Genomic DNA, 16,046 nt, shown 5'->3' with positions numbered 1-16,046 from the left:
CGTAAGCGAGAGGAGGGAGAGGTGCTGGACACAACCTTCGACGCTCTACCCACGGATGGGGCTCTGCGTCGTCACGCGATGGAACGGTCAGGCGAAGGGCAGGCAGGTTCGGGGCGCACAGATTCGGGAGGCGCCCGCACGGTCGGCTTCCGCCCGCTCTACCGGCAGGTCTACGACACGCTGCTGAAGCGCCTGGCCGACGCGGTCTGGCAGCCGGGCCAGGTCCTGCCGAGCGAGGGGCAGCTCGCCGCCGAGCTGGGCGTCAGCCAGGGGACGGTGCGCAAGGCCCTCGACGCGCTCACCGCCGACAGCCTGCTGGTGCGCCGCCAGGGCCGCGGGACCTTCGTGGCCGATCACGACGACAAGCAGAGCGTCTTCCGCTTCCTGAAGCTGCGGCCGGACGGCGACGGCGCCGGCATGCCGTCGAGCCGGGTGACGGGGATCGCGGAGGCGGCCGCCAGCGCCGACGAGCGCGGGCGCCTCGACCTCGTGCGGTCCGCCCGCGTGGTCCGGATCGAGCGCGTGCGCGCCGTCGACGCCAAGCTCTGCGTGGTCGAGACGATCAGCGTGCCCGCCGGTCTGTTCCCGGGCATCGCCCAGATCGAGCTGCCGAACACCCTCTACAGCCTCTACGCCACCCGCTACGGCATCACGATCGCCACCGCCAACGAGCGCCTGAAGGCCGTGGCGATCGCGCCCCGCGAGGCGGAGCTGCTCCAGGTGGCCGCCGGCACCCCCGCCCTCGAGATCGACCGCGTCGCCATCGATCTCGAGGAGCGGCCGGTCGAGTGGCGTCTCTCGACCTGCCTGACGCAGGACATCCACTACCTCTCCGTCCTTCGCTGATCGGGATCCCGTCGGGAGCGTCGCCCCGCGGCCGAAGGCGGGCGGGCCGAACCGGACCGCGGCCGCGGCAGCCCGAGCGGGAGCGCGCGATGACCGATCGCGCGAGACGGGATTTCACGCGGCTGAGCGGGAGCCGCGCCGGAACCCCGCCGGCTACAGGCGCAACGTCGTCGAGCCAACCCGCGTGCGGGCGGTCTAGAGGGGCGATCGGCATGTCCAGCACCCGCCCGCTTCGCCCGGCGGTCGCCGCCGCCCGGGCGCTCGCCACCGCGCCAGATACCGACGCGCCGGATACCGACGGCGCAGTTCCGGCCGGCCCCGGATGCCGCGCTCGCGGCCGGCTCGCAGCCCGCGCAGGAGAAGTGCCTGACCTGCCGCTCGGCCGACTACGTCGCCAGGCAGCCGCCCCGGAAGGGGCAGGCGTTCTGGGACGCCGAGGTCGCCAATCGCCAAGCTGTGCCGAGGGAAGCCAAGATGATGAAGGTCTACCGGGCGCCAGTCGCGGGGGAGCAGGCCAGGGCCAACGCGGCCCATCTCGGTGCGGCCCACTGAGCGCCGAGACCGGGCAGGAGGCCGCGCGATGACCGCCAGAACCGCCCTACCGGACCGGTCCGGCTCGCGCGTCGCAGAGGCTGTCGCCCCGTGCCCGCCCCTGCGAGGCTGCTCGCCTGCAGCGCGGCGGTCCCCCGCGCCCGGCAGCGATGTCACGAGCGCGCGCGTTGCGCCCGGGAGGTGTAAGTCCTCAACACGACGACATCGGCAGGACGGGATGAAGACGTCGAGTGAGAAACGGGACGAGCAGGACCGCCCTGGGACCGGGGCAAGAGCGCCCGATCGTTCCGACATCTGACGAGCAGGCCGACGTCTTCCGATCGAATACGGCCGCGCAAGACGACGTCTCTGGATACGGGCCGTCAGCGGCGCGACGCCCGACGGGACATGTGTGAATCCTCCGCGTCCGCTCCCTCCGTATCTGTTCCGCACGGCCCGTAACGCTATCGCTATTCGCCTCCGCGAATGGCCATAATTATAAAATATTCGCGGCCATTATATGAATGTTCGATGCATAGACACGCCCGACGAGCGCCGTTAACCACGCCCTTCAATATCTTTGAAATTCGAGGCCGCTAATCTGCGGAGATAATTTCGGATTGGACTGCCTCAGTGACGACAGCCGCAACGAGAGCGAAGTAGCGAGACGCCGCTTTGGGACTGTACTCCAAACTGCGGGCCGCACTGGCTGAAGACGCCCTGCTCTCGCGCGACGTGAAGCGGTCGCTCGTCGACGGGCTGTATCAGCCCTTCGCCTCTCTCGCGGTCGGCGCCGCGTCCGGCACGATCGTCGCCACGGCCGCGGCGTTCTGGTCCGATGATCGGGCGATCACCCTGACCGCGTTCGCGGTCGGCCTGATCGGGCTCACCCGCGTCCTGCTCGCTCGGGTTTACCTGACGAAGGGCCCGGAAAAGTACGATCGGCACGAAATCTGGGAGACATACTTCTCCGTCGGCGCGTTCGCCTACGCCGCATCGCTCGGTATCCTGTCGTTTCTCATCACGACCCGGTCGTCCAACCTCGCGCTCCAGGTCATCACCCCCACGTTCACCATCGGTTACGCCGCGGGCATCTCGGGCCGCAACGCGGGCCGCCCCCTGCTGGCCATCGCGCAGGTTGTCCTGTCGGCCATGCCGCTGTCGGCGGGTCTGCTGGTGTCCGGCGACGGCGAGCGGGCCTCGCTCGGCATCCTCTCGCTCCTGTTCGCCTACGGCATGATCGATATCACGCTCAGCACGCGCGAGATCATCGTGTCGGCCCTGGTCACGACGCGCGAGAAGGAGGCGCTCGCCGCGAAATTCCAGGCCCAGGCCAATCTCTTCGACATCGCGTTGCGCAACATGTCGCACGGGCTGTGCATGTTCGACGCGCGCGGCCGCCTTCAGGTCTGGAACGACCAGTTCCTCTCGATATCGGGCATTCCCTCAAGCCGGATCCATACCAACTCCACGGCCAGATCGCTGTACAAATTGAGCCGCGCCATCGTCGATGAGAGGTCTGCGGGGCGCGGCTCGACGCTCTCGACGTTTGCGGCGGCGTCGAATGCGTTGCGATCGGGGAATCTGGTCTTGATCCTCCCCGACGATCGCGTGGTCTCGTTGATGCAGCGGCGGACCGCCGAGAAGGGCTACGTCATCATCTTCGAGGACATCACCGAGCGGCGTCGAAACGAGGCCCGCATCCAGCAGATGGCGAGTTACGACGATCTGACCGGCCTGCTGAACCGAAGCAGCTTCAAGGCCAAGGTCTCCGAGGCGCTGAAGGCCAGCGCCCGCAGCAAGGGAGATTTCGCGGTCCATCTGCTCGACCTCGACCACTTCAAAGTCATCAACGACACGCTGGGGCACCCGGCCGGAGACCGATTGTTGCAGATGGTCGCGGACCGGCTGCGCGGGATCGGGGCGCTATCCGGATTGGTCGCCCGCCTCGGCGGCGACGAGTTCGTCATCGTCCAGCAATCCGTCACGTCGCCGGCTGTCGCGGAGGATCTCGCGCGGCGCGTCCTGCAAGAACTGGAGCGGCCTTTCGATATCGACGGCACTCACGTCACCGTCGGCGCCTCGATCGGCATCGCGATCGCCCCGTTCCACGCCAACGACGAGGACAGACTCCTGAAATGCGCCGATATCGCCCTCTACGCCATCAAGGGGGCCGGCAGGAGCGGGTTCAAGATCTTCCAGCATGAGATGGAAGCGGCCACGCGCGCGCGGCACGCCCTCGAGTCGGATCTCCGGGCCGCTCTGACCAACGGGGAGCTGGAGCTGCACTATCAGCCGATCGTCGACTCGAGCACCGGGGCGATCGTGAGCTGCGAGGCCTTGCTTCGGTGGCACCACCCCGTCTCGGGATACATCCCGCCGTCGGACTTCATCCCGGTGGCCGAGGACACGGGGCTCATCGTCCAGCTCGGCAACTGGGTGCTGAACGAGGCCTGCCGCGAGGCCCGGAAGTGGCCGTCGACCGTGAGCGTCGCGGTCAACATGTCGCCGCGTCAGTTCGGCGATCCGCAGCTGGCCTTCCACGTCATCGGCGCGCTGAATCGCTCCGGCCTCCCGGCGCATCGCCTGGAACTCGAGATCACGGAGAGCGTGACGCTGGGCGCGACGCACAAGATCGTCGAGACCATCAACAAGCTCCGCCAGCTCGGGATCCGCCTGTCGATCGACGACTTCGGGACGGGTTACTCGTCCCTGAGCTCCCTGAGAAATTTCGCCTTCGACAAGTTGAAGATCGACCGGTCGTTCGTGTCGGATCTGGACCGGAAGGCCGAGTCGACCGCGATCATCCGGGCGATCGTCGGCATGGGACGAAGCATCGGGATGGCCATCGTCGTCGAGGGCGTCGAGACCGAGACGCAACTCTCCATCCTCCGCACGGAGGGCTGTGATCTGATCCAGGGCTACGTCTTCAGCCGTCCGGTCGCCGCGCCGCAGATCCGGACTATGCTCGCGGCCGCGGGGCCTCTGACGAGGCTAGCGAGCTGACGCCGACAGCGCCCGTGCGGGCACCGTGCGTGCCTGAGCGGCCTGGGCTTTTCCCCTGAGCTTGTCCTGAGCCAGAACGAGCCGCTCCATGATGCTCAGATCCCTGTCGGTGAGGTTCATCGCGGCGGCCGCCCAGACCGCGACGATCTTTCTCAACTCGTCCAAGGATATGCGATCGACCTCGCGGGCCGCTTGATAGATCGCCTGCTGCCCGTTGCGCCGCCGACGGTTGCCGGCGATGTAGGCGCGCACGGCGGCCTCGCCCTGGCCGCGCTCGGCGAGGATGTGAACGATCCCCAGTTCGTGCATCTCTTCGGCGGTGTAGGTTCTTCCATCGAGGATCATCTCCTGAGCCTTGATGGTCCCCAGTCGCCGGGCGAGGAAGCTGTACGCTCCCATACCGGGGAAGAGTCCGAAGAGTATTTCCGGAAAGCCGAATTTGGTGCCCTTCTCGGCGATGATCACGTCGAACGAGAGCAGGCCCTCGAACCCCCCGCCCAGCGCGTCGCCCTGAACGAGGCCGATCGTGATGATCGGCAGATTCAGCGCGTTCATGTTGCGGTGAAGAACATCGACGCACGCGTTGCCGTAGCCGACCAGCGCGGCCTCGTCGCCCGCGCGGATCTTGCTCGCGAACAGGTTCAGATCACCGCCGAGACTGAACACGCCGGGAAATCGCGACCCGAAGACGAAATAGTTCAGATCAGGACCGCCGCTGCCGAAGACCCGCTCGATATCGTCCTGCAGCCGGCTGAAATCGGCCAGCATCTCGGGATTCTGGCAGGGGCGTCCGTGCGGGCGCATGAAGGCCCACAGGGTGTTGCTGCCGGCTTCGAAATCGACTTCGATCTGAGCGAGTTCGGAGAGGCCGGGATCGGCGGGCGATACGGCCGGAGCGATCCGCGTCTCGCTCGGTCGCCGCGCGGGCGTCGGCCGCCGTCGCAGCGGCACAGGACCGGGGTAAGGCACCAAATCTTTGGCGAGGCCTGTAATAGACGCCATTTCATTTGGATCCGTTAAGTGGTCCTTAACCGTATCGCGGCCGGCCCCGCAGGGCTAGGCGGCCGGAGCGGCCCTCCTCAGATAATTAATCTTTGGTTAATTTCTGGCCGATTAGCCGCTTTTGCTTGCAAGCCGGGGCTATTGGGATGTGGCGGCCCGTCGACGCCCAGGTGATCGTGCGGCACGGGTCGCGTCCACGTCGCTCTCGCCGCCGCCGGCCCTGCCCGAGCGACGCGCGGGGCCCGTCCCATCGGGCCCGTAGACCTCCGCCGCGCGACCCAGCCCTGTGACCGCCCTGCCCCGCCGCGCTGCCCCGCCGCATCGCGACCCGCGCCACCCGGAAACAGGGCCGAATGCCGCGCCGTTGGCCGAGGCGCACGGCGCGGCGCGACGGCGGCTGACGCTCCTCGGCGGCGGGCGCGTGCTGGCGGTCTGCCGCGTCTCCCTGGGCTTCGCGCCGATCGGCCCGAAAGCGACGGAAGGCGGCGGAACGCGACGGCAGAACACCCGAGGGTCACGACCGCATCGCGGGCAAGAACCCGAACAGCATCGCCCGCCTCGCGGCGGATCCCCTATCCGGACGCAGCCGACCGCGCCGCGGCATCCGCGGCCGGCGCGCCGCCCGGCGGAGACATCGTGATCCACGGCCTCAGGAACGGCTTCTCCTGGGTCGGACGCCCGCCTCGTCTGACCGATTGGACGGATGGCTGCGCGGGCGCGACCCGCGCCTCGGAAGGAGCCCGGCCGGGACGCCGGGAGGCCTGTGCCGGCCGGGGGACAGTCCCTCGGCGTCCGGGCAGGCCTCAGCGGACGGGGTCCTGGGCGGGCCCGTCCGGCCCCCGGGCTGTGCGCCACGGCAGCGGGTCGAACGCGCGTCGGAGCGCCTCGAGGAACCGCTCCGTCCGGGCCGCGCGCGACCGCCGTTGCGAGCCGAGCAGGGCGACGACCGGCGCCGACGGCAGGGCGTAACCTTCGAGCAGGCGCGTCAGCCGCCCGGCGCGCAGGTCGTCGGCGACGTCCCATTCCGAGCGGACGATCACGCCGAGGCCCGCGAGGGCCCAACCGCGCACCACGTCGCCGTCATTGCTGACCAGGCCCGCGTCCACCCTGACGCGCGCCTCGGCGCCGTCCGCCGCCCGGAAGCGCCAGAGCGTCACGTCCTCGTCGTTCTCGCGCAGCGCGATGCAGGTGTGATCCCGCAGGTCGACCGGCACGCGCGGGGCCGGGTGCCGGGCCAGGTAGGCGGGCGCCGCGCAGAGGATCCGATCGTTCGGCGCGAGGGCGCGCACGGTCAGGCTCGGGGTCGCCTCCCTGATCTCACCGACGTGGATCGCGAGGTCCCAGGTCTCGGACGGGATGCGACCCAGGCGGTCCGAGAGCAGCAGGTCGATCCGCACGCCCGGATGCCGGAGCCGGAACGCCGTCACGACCGGGGCCACGTGCCGGCGCCCGAAGCCGAGCGGGGCGACGACGCGCAGATGTCCGGTCACCGCGCCGACGCGCTCGGCCAGGGCGTCGGCGAGATCGTCGAAGGCGCCGAGGAGGTCGCGGCCGCGCTCGGCCAGCAGCTCCCCCTCGTCGGTCAGCGTGAGGCCGCGGCCGGACCGGTCCACCAGATGAACCCGCAGCCGCTTCTCGAGACTGCGCAGCCGCTGCGTCACGGCGGGCGGGGACACGTTCAGGCTGCGCGCCGCGGCGGCCAGAGACGGGCTGGCCGCCACCGCCGCGAAGAACCGGAGATCGTCGGTGTCGAGCATTAAGGCTGACCTTAATCCAGAATGCCGAACAGATTAATGGTGTCTTCCGGCCCGGCATGGTCTGTCACCCGGCAGTGAGACAGGGAGGCGCGGACATGCCGGGCAATCGAGCCGAGGCGCCGTTGCGGTCAGCGGAGATCGACGGAGCCTCGAGCCCCCTCCAGACGCCGTGCCTGCTCCTCGACGAGGCGCGGCTGCGCGCGAACCTCGCGGGGATGCGGGCGCACCTGGACCGGCTGGGCGTCACCCTCCGGCCGCACCTGAAGACGGCGAAGTCGATCGACGTCGCCCGCCTGGCGATGGCCGGTCCGGCCGGCCCGGCGATGGTCTCGACCCTGCGCGAGGCCGAGTACTTCGCCGAGGGCGGGGTGCGGTACATGATCTACGGCGTCGGCATCGCCCCGCAGAAGCTCGACCGCGTCGGCGCGATCCGGCGACGCTGGGGCGCGGACCTCGCCGTGGTGCTCGACTCGATCGAGCAGGCGGACGCGGTCGCCGCCTGGGCCGCGCGGACCGGCGACCGTCTGCCGGTCCTGATCGAGGTCGACGCCGACGGCCATCGCTCCGGCGTGAAGCCGGCGGACGCGGCGCTGCTGGTGGCGATCGGGCGCGCGCTCGGCGCGGGGGCGGACCTGCGCGGCGTGCTGCTCCATGCCGGCGACAGCTACGGCCTCAGCGATCCCGAGGATCTCGCCGCGGCCGCGGAGACCGAGCGCGCGGCGGCGGTGACGGCGGCCACCCTGCTGCGCGGGGCGGGTCTGCCGTGCCCGGTGGTGAGCGTCGGCTCGACCCCGACCGCGCGCTACGCCCGGGACCTCGCCGGGGTCACCGAGGTTCGGGCCGGCGTGTTCATGTTCGGCGACCTGTTCCAGGCCGGCGTCGGCTCCGTCGCGGTCGACGACATCGCGGTGAGCGTGCTCGCCACCGTGATCGGGCACCGCCGCGACAAGGGCTGGATCATCACCGATGCCGGCTGGATGGCGCTGTCGCGCGACCGGGGCACGGCCCGGCAGGCGGTCGATCAGGGCTACGGCGTGGTCTGCGACCGCGCCGGCCGCCCCTATCCGGACCTGATCGTCGCCGACGCCAACCAGGAGCACGGCATCCTCGCCCTGCGCCCGGGCTCCCGCGCCGCCCTCCCGGAGCTGGCCATCGGCGACCGCGTGCGCGTCCTGCCGAACCACGCCTGCGCGACGGGCGCGCAGTACGACCGCTACCACGTCCTCGACGCCGACGGGCGGGTCGCCGCCGTCTGGCCGCGCATCAATGGCTGGTAGGCGGTGCCGACCGTGACGGCACGGATGGCGCGCACCTCGACCGCCCGGCGACGCCGGACGCGACGGGAGCCGGTCCGGATGCGGTGAGGCGCGGACTGACGCGCCGGGACGCTGCGGCGCGGCCCGCGGCCGCGCGACGGACGGCACCGCCCGCTGCGGCGCGCGACACGGAAGGAGACCCCACCATGACATCCCACCGGTTCGACGCCGTCCTGTTCGATCTCCTGACGGCCCTGCTCGACAGCTGGTCCCTGTGGAACTCGGTCGCCGGCAGCGAGGAGGCCGGCCGCCGGTGGCGGGCCGAGTACCTGCGGATCACCTACCGGACGGGGGCGTACCGGCCGTACGAGGATCTCGTGGCCGAGGCCGCCGAGGCGGTGGGCATGCCGCGCCGCCTCGCGGCGGACCTCGAGGACCGCTACGGCGAACTCCGGCCCTGGCCCGGCGTGACGGAGACCCTGCAGGCGCTCGCGGCGCGCTCCGTGCGGCTCGGCGTCGTGACCAACTGCTCCGAACGTCTGGGGCGCATCGCCGCCGGTTGCGTGGGGGTCGAGCTCGACGCGGTCGTCACGGCGGAGCGCGCCGGATTCTACAAGCCCGATCCGCGTCCCTACCGGCTGGGACTGCAGGCCCTCGGGGTCGAGCCCGCGCGCTGCCTGTTCGTCGCCGGCTCGGCCTTCGACCTGGTGGGGACGGCGCGGGTGGGGCTGGCGACGTACTGGCACGACCGCGCGGGCATGGCGGCCCCGGACGGCGCGCCGCCCCCGCTGGCGCACGAGACCACCCTGGAACCGCTGCGCGGCTGGTTCGAGCCGAGCGCGCGCTGACGCCGGCGCTCGCCGGGCGCAGCGGGTGCGGTCCCGGGGCGGGCAACGGGTCGGCGGAGGGCGCCTTCAGAGCCGCCGACGGCGGTCCTTCCGGTCGCCGCGCACCGAGCGACCGGGTCGAACCGGGCGCAAGCTTTGCCTTTCGGCCGCCGCCCGGTCCATGTAGCCGCCCATGATCCGCCTCATCCCCAGCCTGCCCGCGGCCTACGTCATCGCGCGGGTGGTGTGGCCCCTGCCGGCGCCGCTCGCGCTTAGGCTCGGCCTCGCCGCGCTCCTCCTCGTCGCCTCCCAGTACCACCTGTGGAGCCGCCTCTCCTCCGGGTCGGTCTTCGCGCCGGAATTCCCGCGCCCGGTCGTGATCCTGTTCAACTGGGCGTTCGGCGCGATCGCGCTGGCGGCGGTGACGCAGCTCGCCCTCGACCTCGTCGCCCTGATCTCCCTGGCGCTGCCCGGAGGCGGCTGGGCGATCCCGACCGCTTGGCGCGCCGCGCTGGCCGCGGCGGCCGCGTGCCTCTCGGCCGTCGCCGTGTGGCGGGCCGCGCGCGTGCCGCCGCTGAAGGACGTCCCGGTCGCGATCGCGGACCTGCCCCCCGGCCTCGACGGCTACACGATCCTGCACCTGACCGACCTGCATATCAGCCGCCTGTTCCCGGCCGCCTGGGCGGGGGCCGTCGTCGCGCGCGCCAACGCCCTCCGGGCCGACCTGATCGTGGTGACCGGCGACTTCATCGACGGGTCGCTGGAGGCCCGGCGGAGCGACGTCAGGCCGTTGCAGGACCTGCGCGCGCGCGACGGAGTCTGGGCCGTGCCCGGCAACCACGAGTACTTCTTCGACCACGACGCCTGGATGCGCCACCTCGCCGGGTTGGGGATCCGCGTCCTCGCCAACGCCCACACGGTCCTGAGGCGCGGCGGCGCCGCGCTGGTGCTGGCCGGCGTCACCGACCGCTCCGCGCCCGCCACGGGGCATCCGGGCCCCGACCTCGACGCAGCCCTGGCGGGCGCGCCCGAGGGCGCGCCGATCGTTCTGCTGGACCACCAGCCGGCGAACGCCGCCCGGGCCGCGGCGCGCGGCGTGGCGCTCCAGCTCTCCGGCCATACCCACGGCGGCATGATCCGCGGCCTGGACCGGCTGGTGGCGCGCGGCAATGCCGGGTTCGTCTCGGGCGCGTACCGGGTCGGGACGATGCGGCTCTACGTCAGCAACGGCACCGGGCTCTGGCCCGGCTTCGCCCTCCGGCTGGGGCGTCCGTCGGAGCTGACGCGGGTCACCCTGCGGAGGGCCACCTGACGCGGTGGAGCAGCATCCCGGCGAGCATCGCCGCCACGAACAGCGCGACCTCCGGCAGGCCGAGGCTCAGGCCGGCCAGGGCCGGGCCGGGACAGAAGCCGGCGAGCCCCCAGCCGACGCCGAACAGCGCGGCTCCGGCGAGCAGCCGGGCATCCACGCTCCGGTTCGTCGGCACTTCGAAGCGCGGCGCCAGGGCGGGCTGCGCCATCCGCGCCTTGATCGCGTAGCCCAGCGCCGAGACTCCGACGGCCCCGGCCAGCACGAAGGCGAGGCTCGGATCCCAGGCGCCCGCGACGTCGAGGAAGCCCAGGACCCGCTCGGGGTCCATCATGCCCGAGAGGGCGAGGCCGACGCCGAACAGCAGGCCGCTCACCAGGGCGGCGAGGAGGCGCGGCGCGCTCATCGCGTCACGCCGTGCCGTACGAGGAAGACGGTGACGATGGCCGCCGCCATGAAGGTCGCGACCGCCGCCAGGGAGCGCGGCGAGAGCCGGGCGAGTCCGCAGACCCCGTGACCGCTGGTGCAGCCCGAGCCCAGGCGGGTCCCGTAGCCGACGAGGAGACCGGCGGCGATCAGCATCGGCCACGACGCGCCCGCGCGGACATCCGGCCAGTGGCCCGCCGCCAGCCGGTACAGGGCGGGACCGGCGAGGAGCCCGACGAGGAAGGCCGCGCGCCAGGCCCAGTCGCGGGCCGCCGGCCCCAGGGGGCTGTCGAACAGGCGGTCGAACAGGCTGTCGAGCAGGCCGCCGAGGATGCCGCTGATCCCGGCGATGCGGCCGTTGGCCAGAAGCAGCAGCGCCGCCGAGGCGCCGATCAGGGCGCCCCCCGCGAGCGGAGCGAGGAAAGCGGTCACGGTCCGTCTCCGATCTGCCCGAACTTCGCGGCCTGGCCGAGCGCCCGATCCGGCGCGTCGGGCGCGCGCCGGGAGCCGCCGCGGTCGGCGGTTGATCGCGAGGATATCCTCGACCGCGTCGAGAAGCGCCCGGAGGCGCGGATCGGTCAAGCTGTAGAAGGCCACCCTGTGCTCGCGCCGGCTGGCGACGATATCGACGGTGCGCCGCTCGCCGAGCTTCTCCGACAGGGTCGGTTGCCGGACGCGCAAGCGCCGCCCGATCCTCGGCCGACACGTCGCCCTCGGTGCGATCTGACCGGAACCGTCCTCGCTATCGAAAGGTGCGATGCGAGACCTGTGCGAGCCGGACGCGTGACCTGATCCGATCGCGCCACGACCCGGCTGCCGCCGCACGGATGCCGGGCTGCCAACGCCGCTCGAAGTCTTCGACGATCAACCGGGAGGTCTCGGTCGACTTCGCCACCGGGGCAGAGCACGACAACCGGATCACGACGCCCGGCACCGTCCGGGGTTGACGGAGTTGCGCAGATTGGACAGGTTCCAATCACTAACCTGTGTTACAGTCAGGGCGCCGATGTCCACTGATCTTCCCCAGGGTAGAGTCACGTTCCGCGGCCGCGGTCTGGCCTTCGCGCACGGCGCCAAGCTCGTGCTGAAGGTGTGCCCGCTGTGCTCGCAGTGGAACGCGCCGCGGGCTGCCGACCTCGGGCAATGCGGCTGGTGCGCCTACACCCCGTCCGGTCGCGACGTCGAACCCGCGCCGAGCCGCCACGACACCGAGGTCACCTCGTAGACGGCACAGATGCTCGGAACGGAGCGCGCCGCCCATCGCGGCGATGGGAACGCGGAGCGACACAGTCGATCCTGACGGCCGTCGGGGCGGAGATCGGCACCGCCGCCGACAGGCGCCGCCCACTTCAGCTGTACTGGAGCTCGGCCCTCGCCCGGGAGAGTTTGCGCAGGATTCGGCGGATGTGCTCGCGGAGCATGAGAGTCTCGTCGGTCGGGCTCTCATCGGGAGGCACGGCCAACACATCCAAGACGCTTACGGCCCGGTAGCGCATCCGCTCCTCCGCCAACATGATGACGTGTCCTAGCAGCGACTTCTAATTAACGCATCCATCATTTGATCGATTCCGCGCTTCTGAGGCGAGCAAGTTTACGTAGATCTCCCAATTCAGGCCCCGATCCGATTGCGCAATAGAGTTTCCGACCCCTCCGCTTCACCGAACCGCCGCCCCAGCGAAATAATCCCGGCCCCACTCAGCTTCGATCGTAGCGTCTCTTGGCGGACGATGGCCGGCTCAACAGGGATCGCGGCGTGGGCGCGAAGGCCTTCTCGGCACCACCCGCGCCGCGGCGGTCGCGACGCCGTGAACAGGGTCGCGTTCGCCGCGCCTCGATGCCTGTGCGACGTGCCGACGTCCTGAGCGCGGCGAGATCGGCACCGGCTGTCCCGAGCCTTGGCCGCGCGAGGGGAGACGGATCATCGCCTCCGTCACGAATCCGGTGCCGAGGTGCGGACAGCGCGACGGGCCGCACCCCGGCGCGGGTCTTCCCGGATCTCCGCGTCCGCGCGGCTGCCGCGGTCGGCCGCCCCCTTGCGATCGGAAGGCGGCCGTGTCCGGCACGATCGCCGGCGCTAGCAGTCCGGGGGGCGCCGCCCGATCTCGCTGTCGAGATACACGGACCAGTCCGACAAGGTCGTGAGCTTCGAGCCGAACATCTTGCTGACCTGATGGAAGCCCAGGGCGCGGTAACTCTCGAACTGGCTCTCCGAGAACCACTGGTTGGCCGTGCTCTCGTGCGGGAAGGCCGGGCTGGTGGCGCCGTAGGCGCGGACTTCGGCGGGGATGTCGTCCAGGAAGCTCGGCTTGATGTAGATCAGCGATGCCGCGTCGCGGGCGCCCGGATACGCGATCGTACCGCGCGCGTAGCCCAGCGCGCCGGCGCGCTTGCCCTCGCGCTCGATCGTCGAGCGGGCGAGAATGCGCATCTCGCCCATCTGGACCTTCGCCAACCCGTCCACCTCGGCCTTCCGGATCACGCTGCCGAGGTCGAAGAAGGTGCAGTGTTCGTCCTGGCCCGCGTCGATCACCACGATCCGCGCGCAGCGCCGCCGCAGCATCTCGTAGACGCCGAGATTGTCGAAATGGCCGCCGTCCGAGAGGTAGATCGCCTGCCGGACATCGGTGCTGCGGCCGCCCAGCTCGCTCAGGAGCGCGAGCACGGAATTCCTCGGCTTGGCGAGCTTCAAGTCGTCCCGGCGCGCCACCGCGGGGTTGGGCAGCCAGGCGCCGAGCCGGACGTTGAACAGGGTCATCAGGAACGCGATCGGGCGCGACGAGTGATAGCCCCAGTTCGGGCTGACCGCGGCCCCGGAGATCGTCAGCAGCCCGCCCAGCAGCGGCCCTCTGCCCGCGCTGACACGATCGCCCCGCGTCTCCATCCCGGCATACTGCGATGTGCGGATGTAGGCCCCGCGCGGACCGCCGGTGGCGGGCAGGTCGCGCGCCCTGTCCGCGCGGTCGAGGACAGCCGAGCCGCAGGCGAAGGGTGTCGCGGTGAACGAGGCGGCCTTCCGCTCCGCCCACTCGGTGTGGAGGAGATCGGTCAGGTTGAGCGTCATGTTGACGACGGGCAGCAGCCGCTTCTCCGTCCCGAGTTCGGCGATGCGCGGGCTGTCCTCCTCGTCGAAGTCGGTGAAGGGATCGGCGTCGCGCCGCGCCCGCGCCGAGCCGAGGAACCCCCGGGTCAGGCGGTTGCGGTAGACGCCGTGCATGGAGAAGCGGTTGACGTTGACGCGGCCGAACAGCCAGACGGCCCCGGCCAGGACCGCCGCCACCGCGACATCCAGGATCACGATCATGCCGTAGGGGTTGATGCCGCAGCCGGAGCCGACCTTCGCGCCGCCGAGCGCCCAACCCGGCAGCAGGCAGTCGCCCCACCAGTCGTACGCGGAGCCGAGGAGGCGGCCGAGCCACCAGCCCATCAGGGCGAACAGGCTGATCCCGAAGACCGCGGCCATCGCGCTGAGGCCCATCATCACGAGGTCGTCCATCCGCCCCTTGGCGGCCAGGGACTGCGCGCGGACGAAGACCTGCTTGCCCAGGAAGGCGGCGGCCGGGCCGGTGGCGAGGGCGGCAAGCGCGCTGAACAGGGCGGGGATCTGCGCGTCGTGGCGGCCGAGGGCGTCGGCGGACAGGACGAGGCAGCACAGGCACAGCCCCGTCCAGCCCATCGCGGCCAGCAGAAGCTGTCCGTCGACCCGCGCGACCCACTCGCGGTCGAGGTCGGCGCACTCGGCGCTCTTCCGGAACCCGATGAAGATGACGCTCTGGAGCAGGTGGATGACGATCAGCGCCGGCGGGGCCGCGTAGGTCAGGGTCTGTGAGACCTCTGCCCGTTCGGCATCGAAGCTGGCAGCCCCGCCGACCAGCCAGTCGATGAAGGCGCCGGTGCAGAGACTGATCAGCGCGGCCGAGACGAGGCTGCTGGCGAGCCAGGGACCGACGTTCCGCTCGTACAGCCAGAGGCCGGGATGACCCTTCGCGGTCTGCCAGATCAGGCCGCTGAGATAGGCCGTGACCTGCACGGCGAAGTACGCGAGGCCCAGACGGCACAGGGACAGGCCCGAGACCGGCAGCGGCTGCTCGAACAGCGCGCGGAGCGTGAACGGCAGCGCCAGGGCCCAGACGCAGGTCGGCGCGACGATGCAGGCCGCGACCCGCGCCGGGGACGCGTACGCCGTGACGCCGCCGGTCCGCGGCCGATGGCTCGGCAGGAGGATGCAGGCGCTGAACGTCGCGACGAACAGCGCCGCGCTGCCGAGCACCAGGGGCAGCCACAGCGTGCTGCCGCGCGCAGCCTCGAGCGCCGTCCTGTAGGCGAGCAGCGCGAGGGGAACGAACAGCAGCAGCGGGAAGATGATCAACCAGTTGAGGATCGTGTTCCGGATGTAGAGGACGATGCCGGCCCAGGTGTCCGACGACAGGATCCCGACTTCCGGCGTCAGGTAGTTCGTGTACCGCCGCAATTTGGCGAAGATCTCGTTGCCCGAGCCGCCGAGCTGGCGCTCGGCCTCGGCGATGCTGCCGCACTGGCGTATGAACGTCTGCAGCCAGCCGCCCGCGAAGCCGCCCCCCGATACCGTCGACAAGTAGTGGAACTCGCCGAGCATCCGCCGGCTGGCCAGGGCCTGCAGGGCACCGAGGCAGAAGGTGGCGCTGCGGATCCCGCCCCCGGACAGGCACAGGGCGGCGAGCCGGGCCTGGTCGGCCCGCGCCTGCCAGGGCGCGCGATCGCCGGGCTGCGGCGGTCCGCAGAAGTGATCCATCTCCTCTTCGAGTGCCTGCTCGGTATCGAGGAACCACGCGTCCCGGCCCGTCATCACCGCGGGCAGGTGATGGGACGGGGCATCCGCCTGGATGTCTGCGAGACTGGCGCTCATCGCTCCTCCTATCGCCCGCGCGGTGCCGGACTTCGCGGTTCAGCCGTTCCGATCAGCGGTCGCGCAAACATCTCTCCGCCGGCCATCGGCACAGTTTATGCTAAAATTTTACACCATCAGTATTGATGTCATGAACGATTTCATAATCTATATGCGACAGACGATTCTATCGATGCAGCATTATGGCGGCGCGACACCGCCGCA

Annotated in this window: 12 protein-coding genes; 6 read left to right on the top strand and 6 right to left on the bottom strand. The window is 70.9% G+C overall.

Annotation, left to right across the window (positions count from 1 at the left end; all coding sequences use genetic code 11):
• Positions 1-21 precede the first annotated feature (21 nt).
• Entirely contained in the window at positions 22-846 is an 825-nt protein-coding gene (locus J3A75_RS35555; protein WP_012329708.1) for a GntR family transcriptional regulator, read from the top strand.
• A gap of 1,206 nt (positions 847-2,052) precedes the next feature.
• A complete protein-coding gene (locus J3A75_RS35550; RefSeq protein ID WP_209651329.1) occupies positions 2,053-4,383 on the top strand; it encodes a putative bifunctional diguanylate cyclase/phosphodiesterase in 2,331 nt (776 codons plus the stop codon).
• On the opposite strand, the gene J3A75_RS35545 is transcribed toward J3A75_RS35550, so the two are convergent.
• Both J3A75_RS35545 and J3A75_RS35540 read right to left on the bottom strand, forming a co-directional pair.
• Positions 4,372-5,385, bottom strand: a complete 1,014-nt coding sequence (locus J3A75_RS35545; RefSeq protein WP_209651328.1) for a crotonase/enoyl-CoA hydratase family protein — start codon at positions 5,383-5,385, stop codon at positions 4,372-4,374. The two genes, J3A75_RS35550 and J3A75_RS35545, sit on opposite strands and share 12 nt — an antisense overlap.
• Positions 5,386-6,188: 803 nt before the next feature.
• Positions 6,189-7,142, bottom strand: coding sequence for a LysR family transcriptional regulator (locus J3A75_RS35540; protein WP_043074684.1), 954 nt, complete (start codon positions 7,140-7,142; stop codon positions 6,189-6,191).
• A gap of 95 nt (positions 7,143-7,237) precedes the next feature.
• Between J3A75_RS35540 and J3A75_RS35535 the strand changes: the two genes are divergently transcribed.
• From J3A75_RS35535 to J3A75_RS35525, 3 genes are all read left to right on the top strand, one after another.
• Positions 7,238-8,419: an alanine racemase gene (locus J3A75_RS35535; RefSeq protein ID WP_245365012.1), complete on the top strand. Its 1,182-nt coding sequence runs from the start codon at positions 7,238-7,240 to the stop codon at positions 8,417-8,419.
• Positions 8,420-8,604: 185 nt separating this feature from the next.
• Positions 8,605-9,246 (top strand): HAD-IA family hydrolase, encoded by a 642-nt coding sequence (locus J3A75_RS35530; protein WP_012329703.1) that lies wholly within the window; start codon positions 8,605-8,607, stop codon positions 9,244-9,246.
• Positions 9,247-9,418: 172 nt separating this feature from the next.
• Complete coding sequence (locus tag J3A75_RS35525; RefSeq protein ID WP_053622053.1) at positions 9,419-10,537, top strand: metallophosphoesterase; 1,119 nt, start codon at positions 9,419-9,421, stop codon at positions 10,535-10,537.
• On the opposite strand, the gene J3A75_RS35520 is transcribed toward J3A75_RS35525, so the two are convergent.
• Both J3A75_RS35520 and J3A75_RS35515 read right to left on the bottom strand, forming a co-directional pair.
• Entirely contained in the window at positions 10,515-10,940 is a 426-nt protein-coding gene (locus J3A75_RS35520; protein WP_012329701.1) for a YeeE/YedE family protein, read from the bottom strand. The two genes, J3A75_RS35525 and J3A75_RS35520, sit on opposite strands and share 23 nt — an antisense overlap.
• Positions 10,937-11,392, bottom strand: a complete 456-nt coding sequence (locus J3A75_RS35515; protein ID WP_053622059.1) for a YeeE/YedE family protein — start codon at positions 11,390-11,392, stop codon at positions 10,937-10,939. The genes J3A75_RS35520 and J3A75_RS35515 overlap by 4 nt, the downstream gene beginning before the upstream one ends.
• A 574-nt stretch (positions 11,393-11,966) precedes the next feature.
• Between J3A75_RS35515 and J3A75_RS35510 the strand changes: the two genes are divergently transcribed.
• Positions 11,967-12,185 carry a hypothetical protein gene (locus J3A75_RS35510; protein ID WP_076730001.1) on the top strand — a complete coding sequence of 73 codons (219 nt, stop codon included), beginning with the start codon at positions 11,967-11,969 and terminating at the stop codon, positions 12,183-12,185.
• Between the two features lie 124 nt (positions 12,186-12,309).
• Here J3A75_RS35510 and J3A75_RS35505 read toward each other — a convergent pair whose 3' ends face one another.
• Positions 12,310-12,474 (bottom strand): hypothetical protein, encoded by a 165-nt coding sequence (locus J3A75_RS35505; protein ID WP_012329698.1) that lies wholly within the window; start codon positions 12,472-12,474, stop codon positions 12,310-12,312.
• Positions 12,475-13,034: 560 nt separating this feature from the next.
• Positions 13,035-15,842, bottom strand: coding sequence for a hypothetical protein (locus tag J3A75_RS35500; RefSeq protein WP_209651327.1), 2,808 nt, complete (start codon positions 15,840-15,842; stop codon positions 13,035-13,037).
• Positions 15,843-16,046: the final 204 nt, after the last annotated feature.

The organism is Methylobacterium sp. PvP105 (assembly GCF_017876975.1).
Taxonomy (GTDB): domain Bacteria; phylum Pseudomonadota; class Alphaproteobacteria; order Rhizobiales; family Beijerinckiaceae; genus Methylobacterium; species Methylobacterium radiotolerans.
The sequence above is the reverse complement of the archived record's forward strand: the minus strand, read 5'-3'. Positions and strand labels throughout refer to the sequence as shown.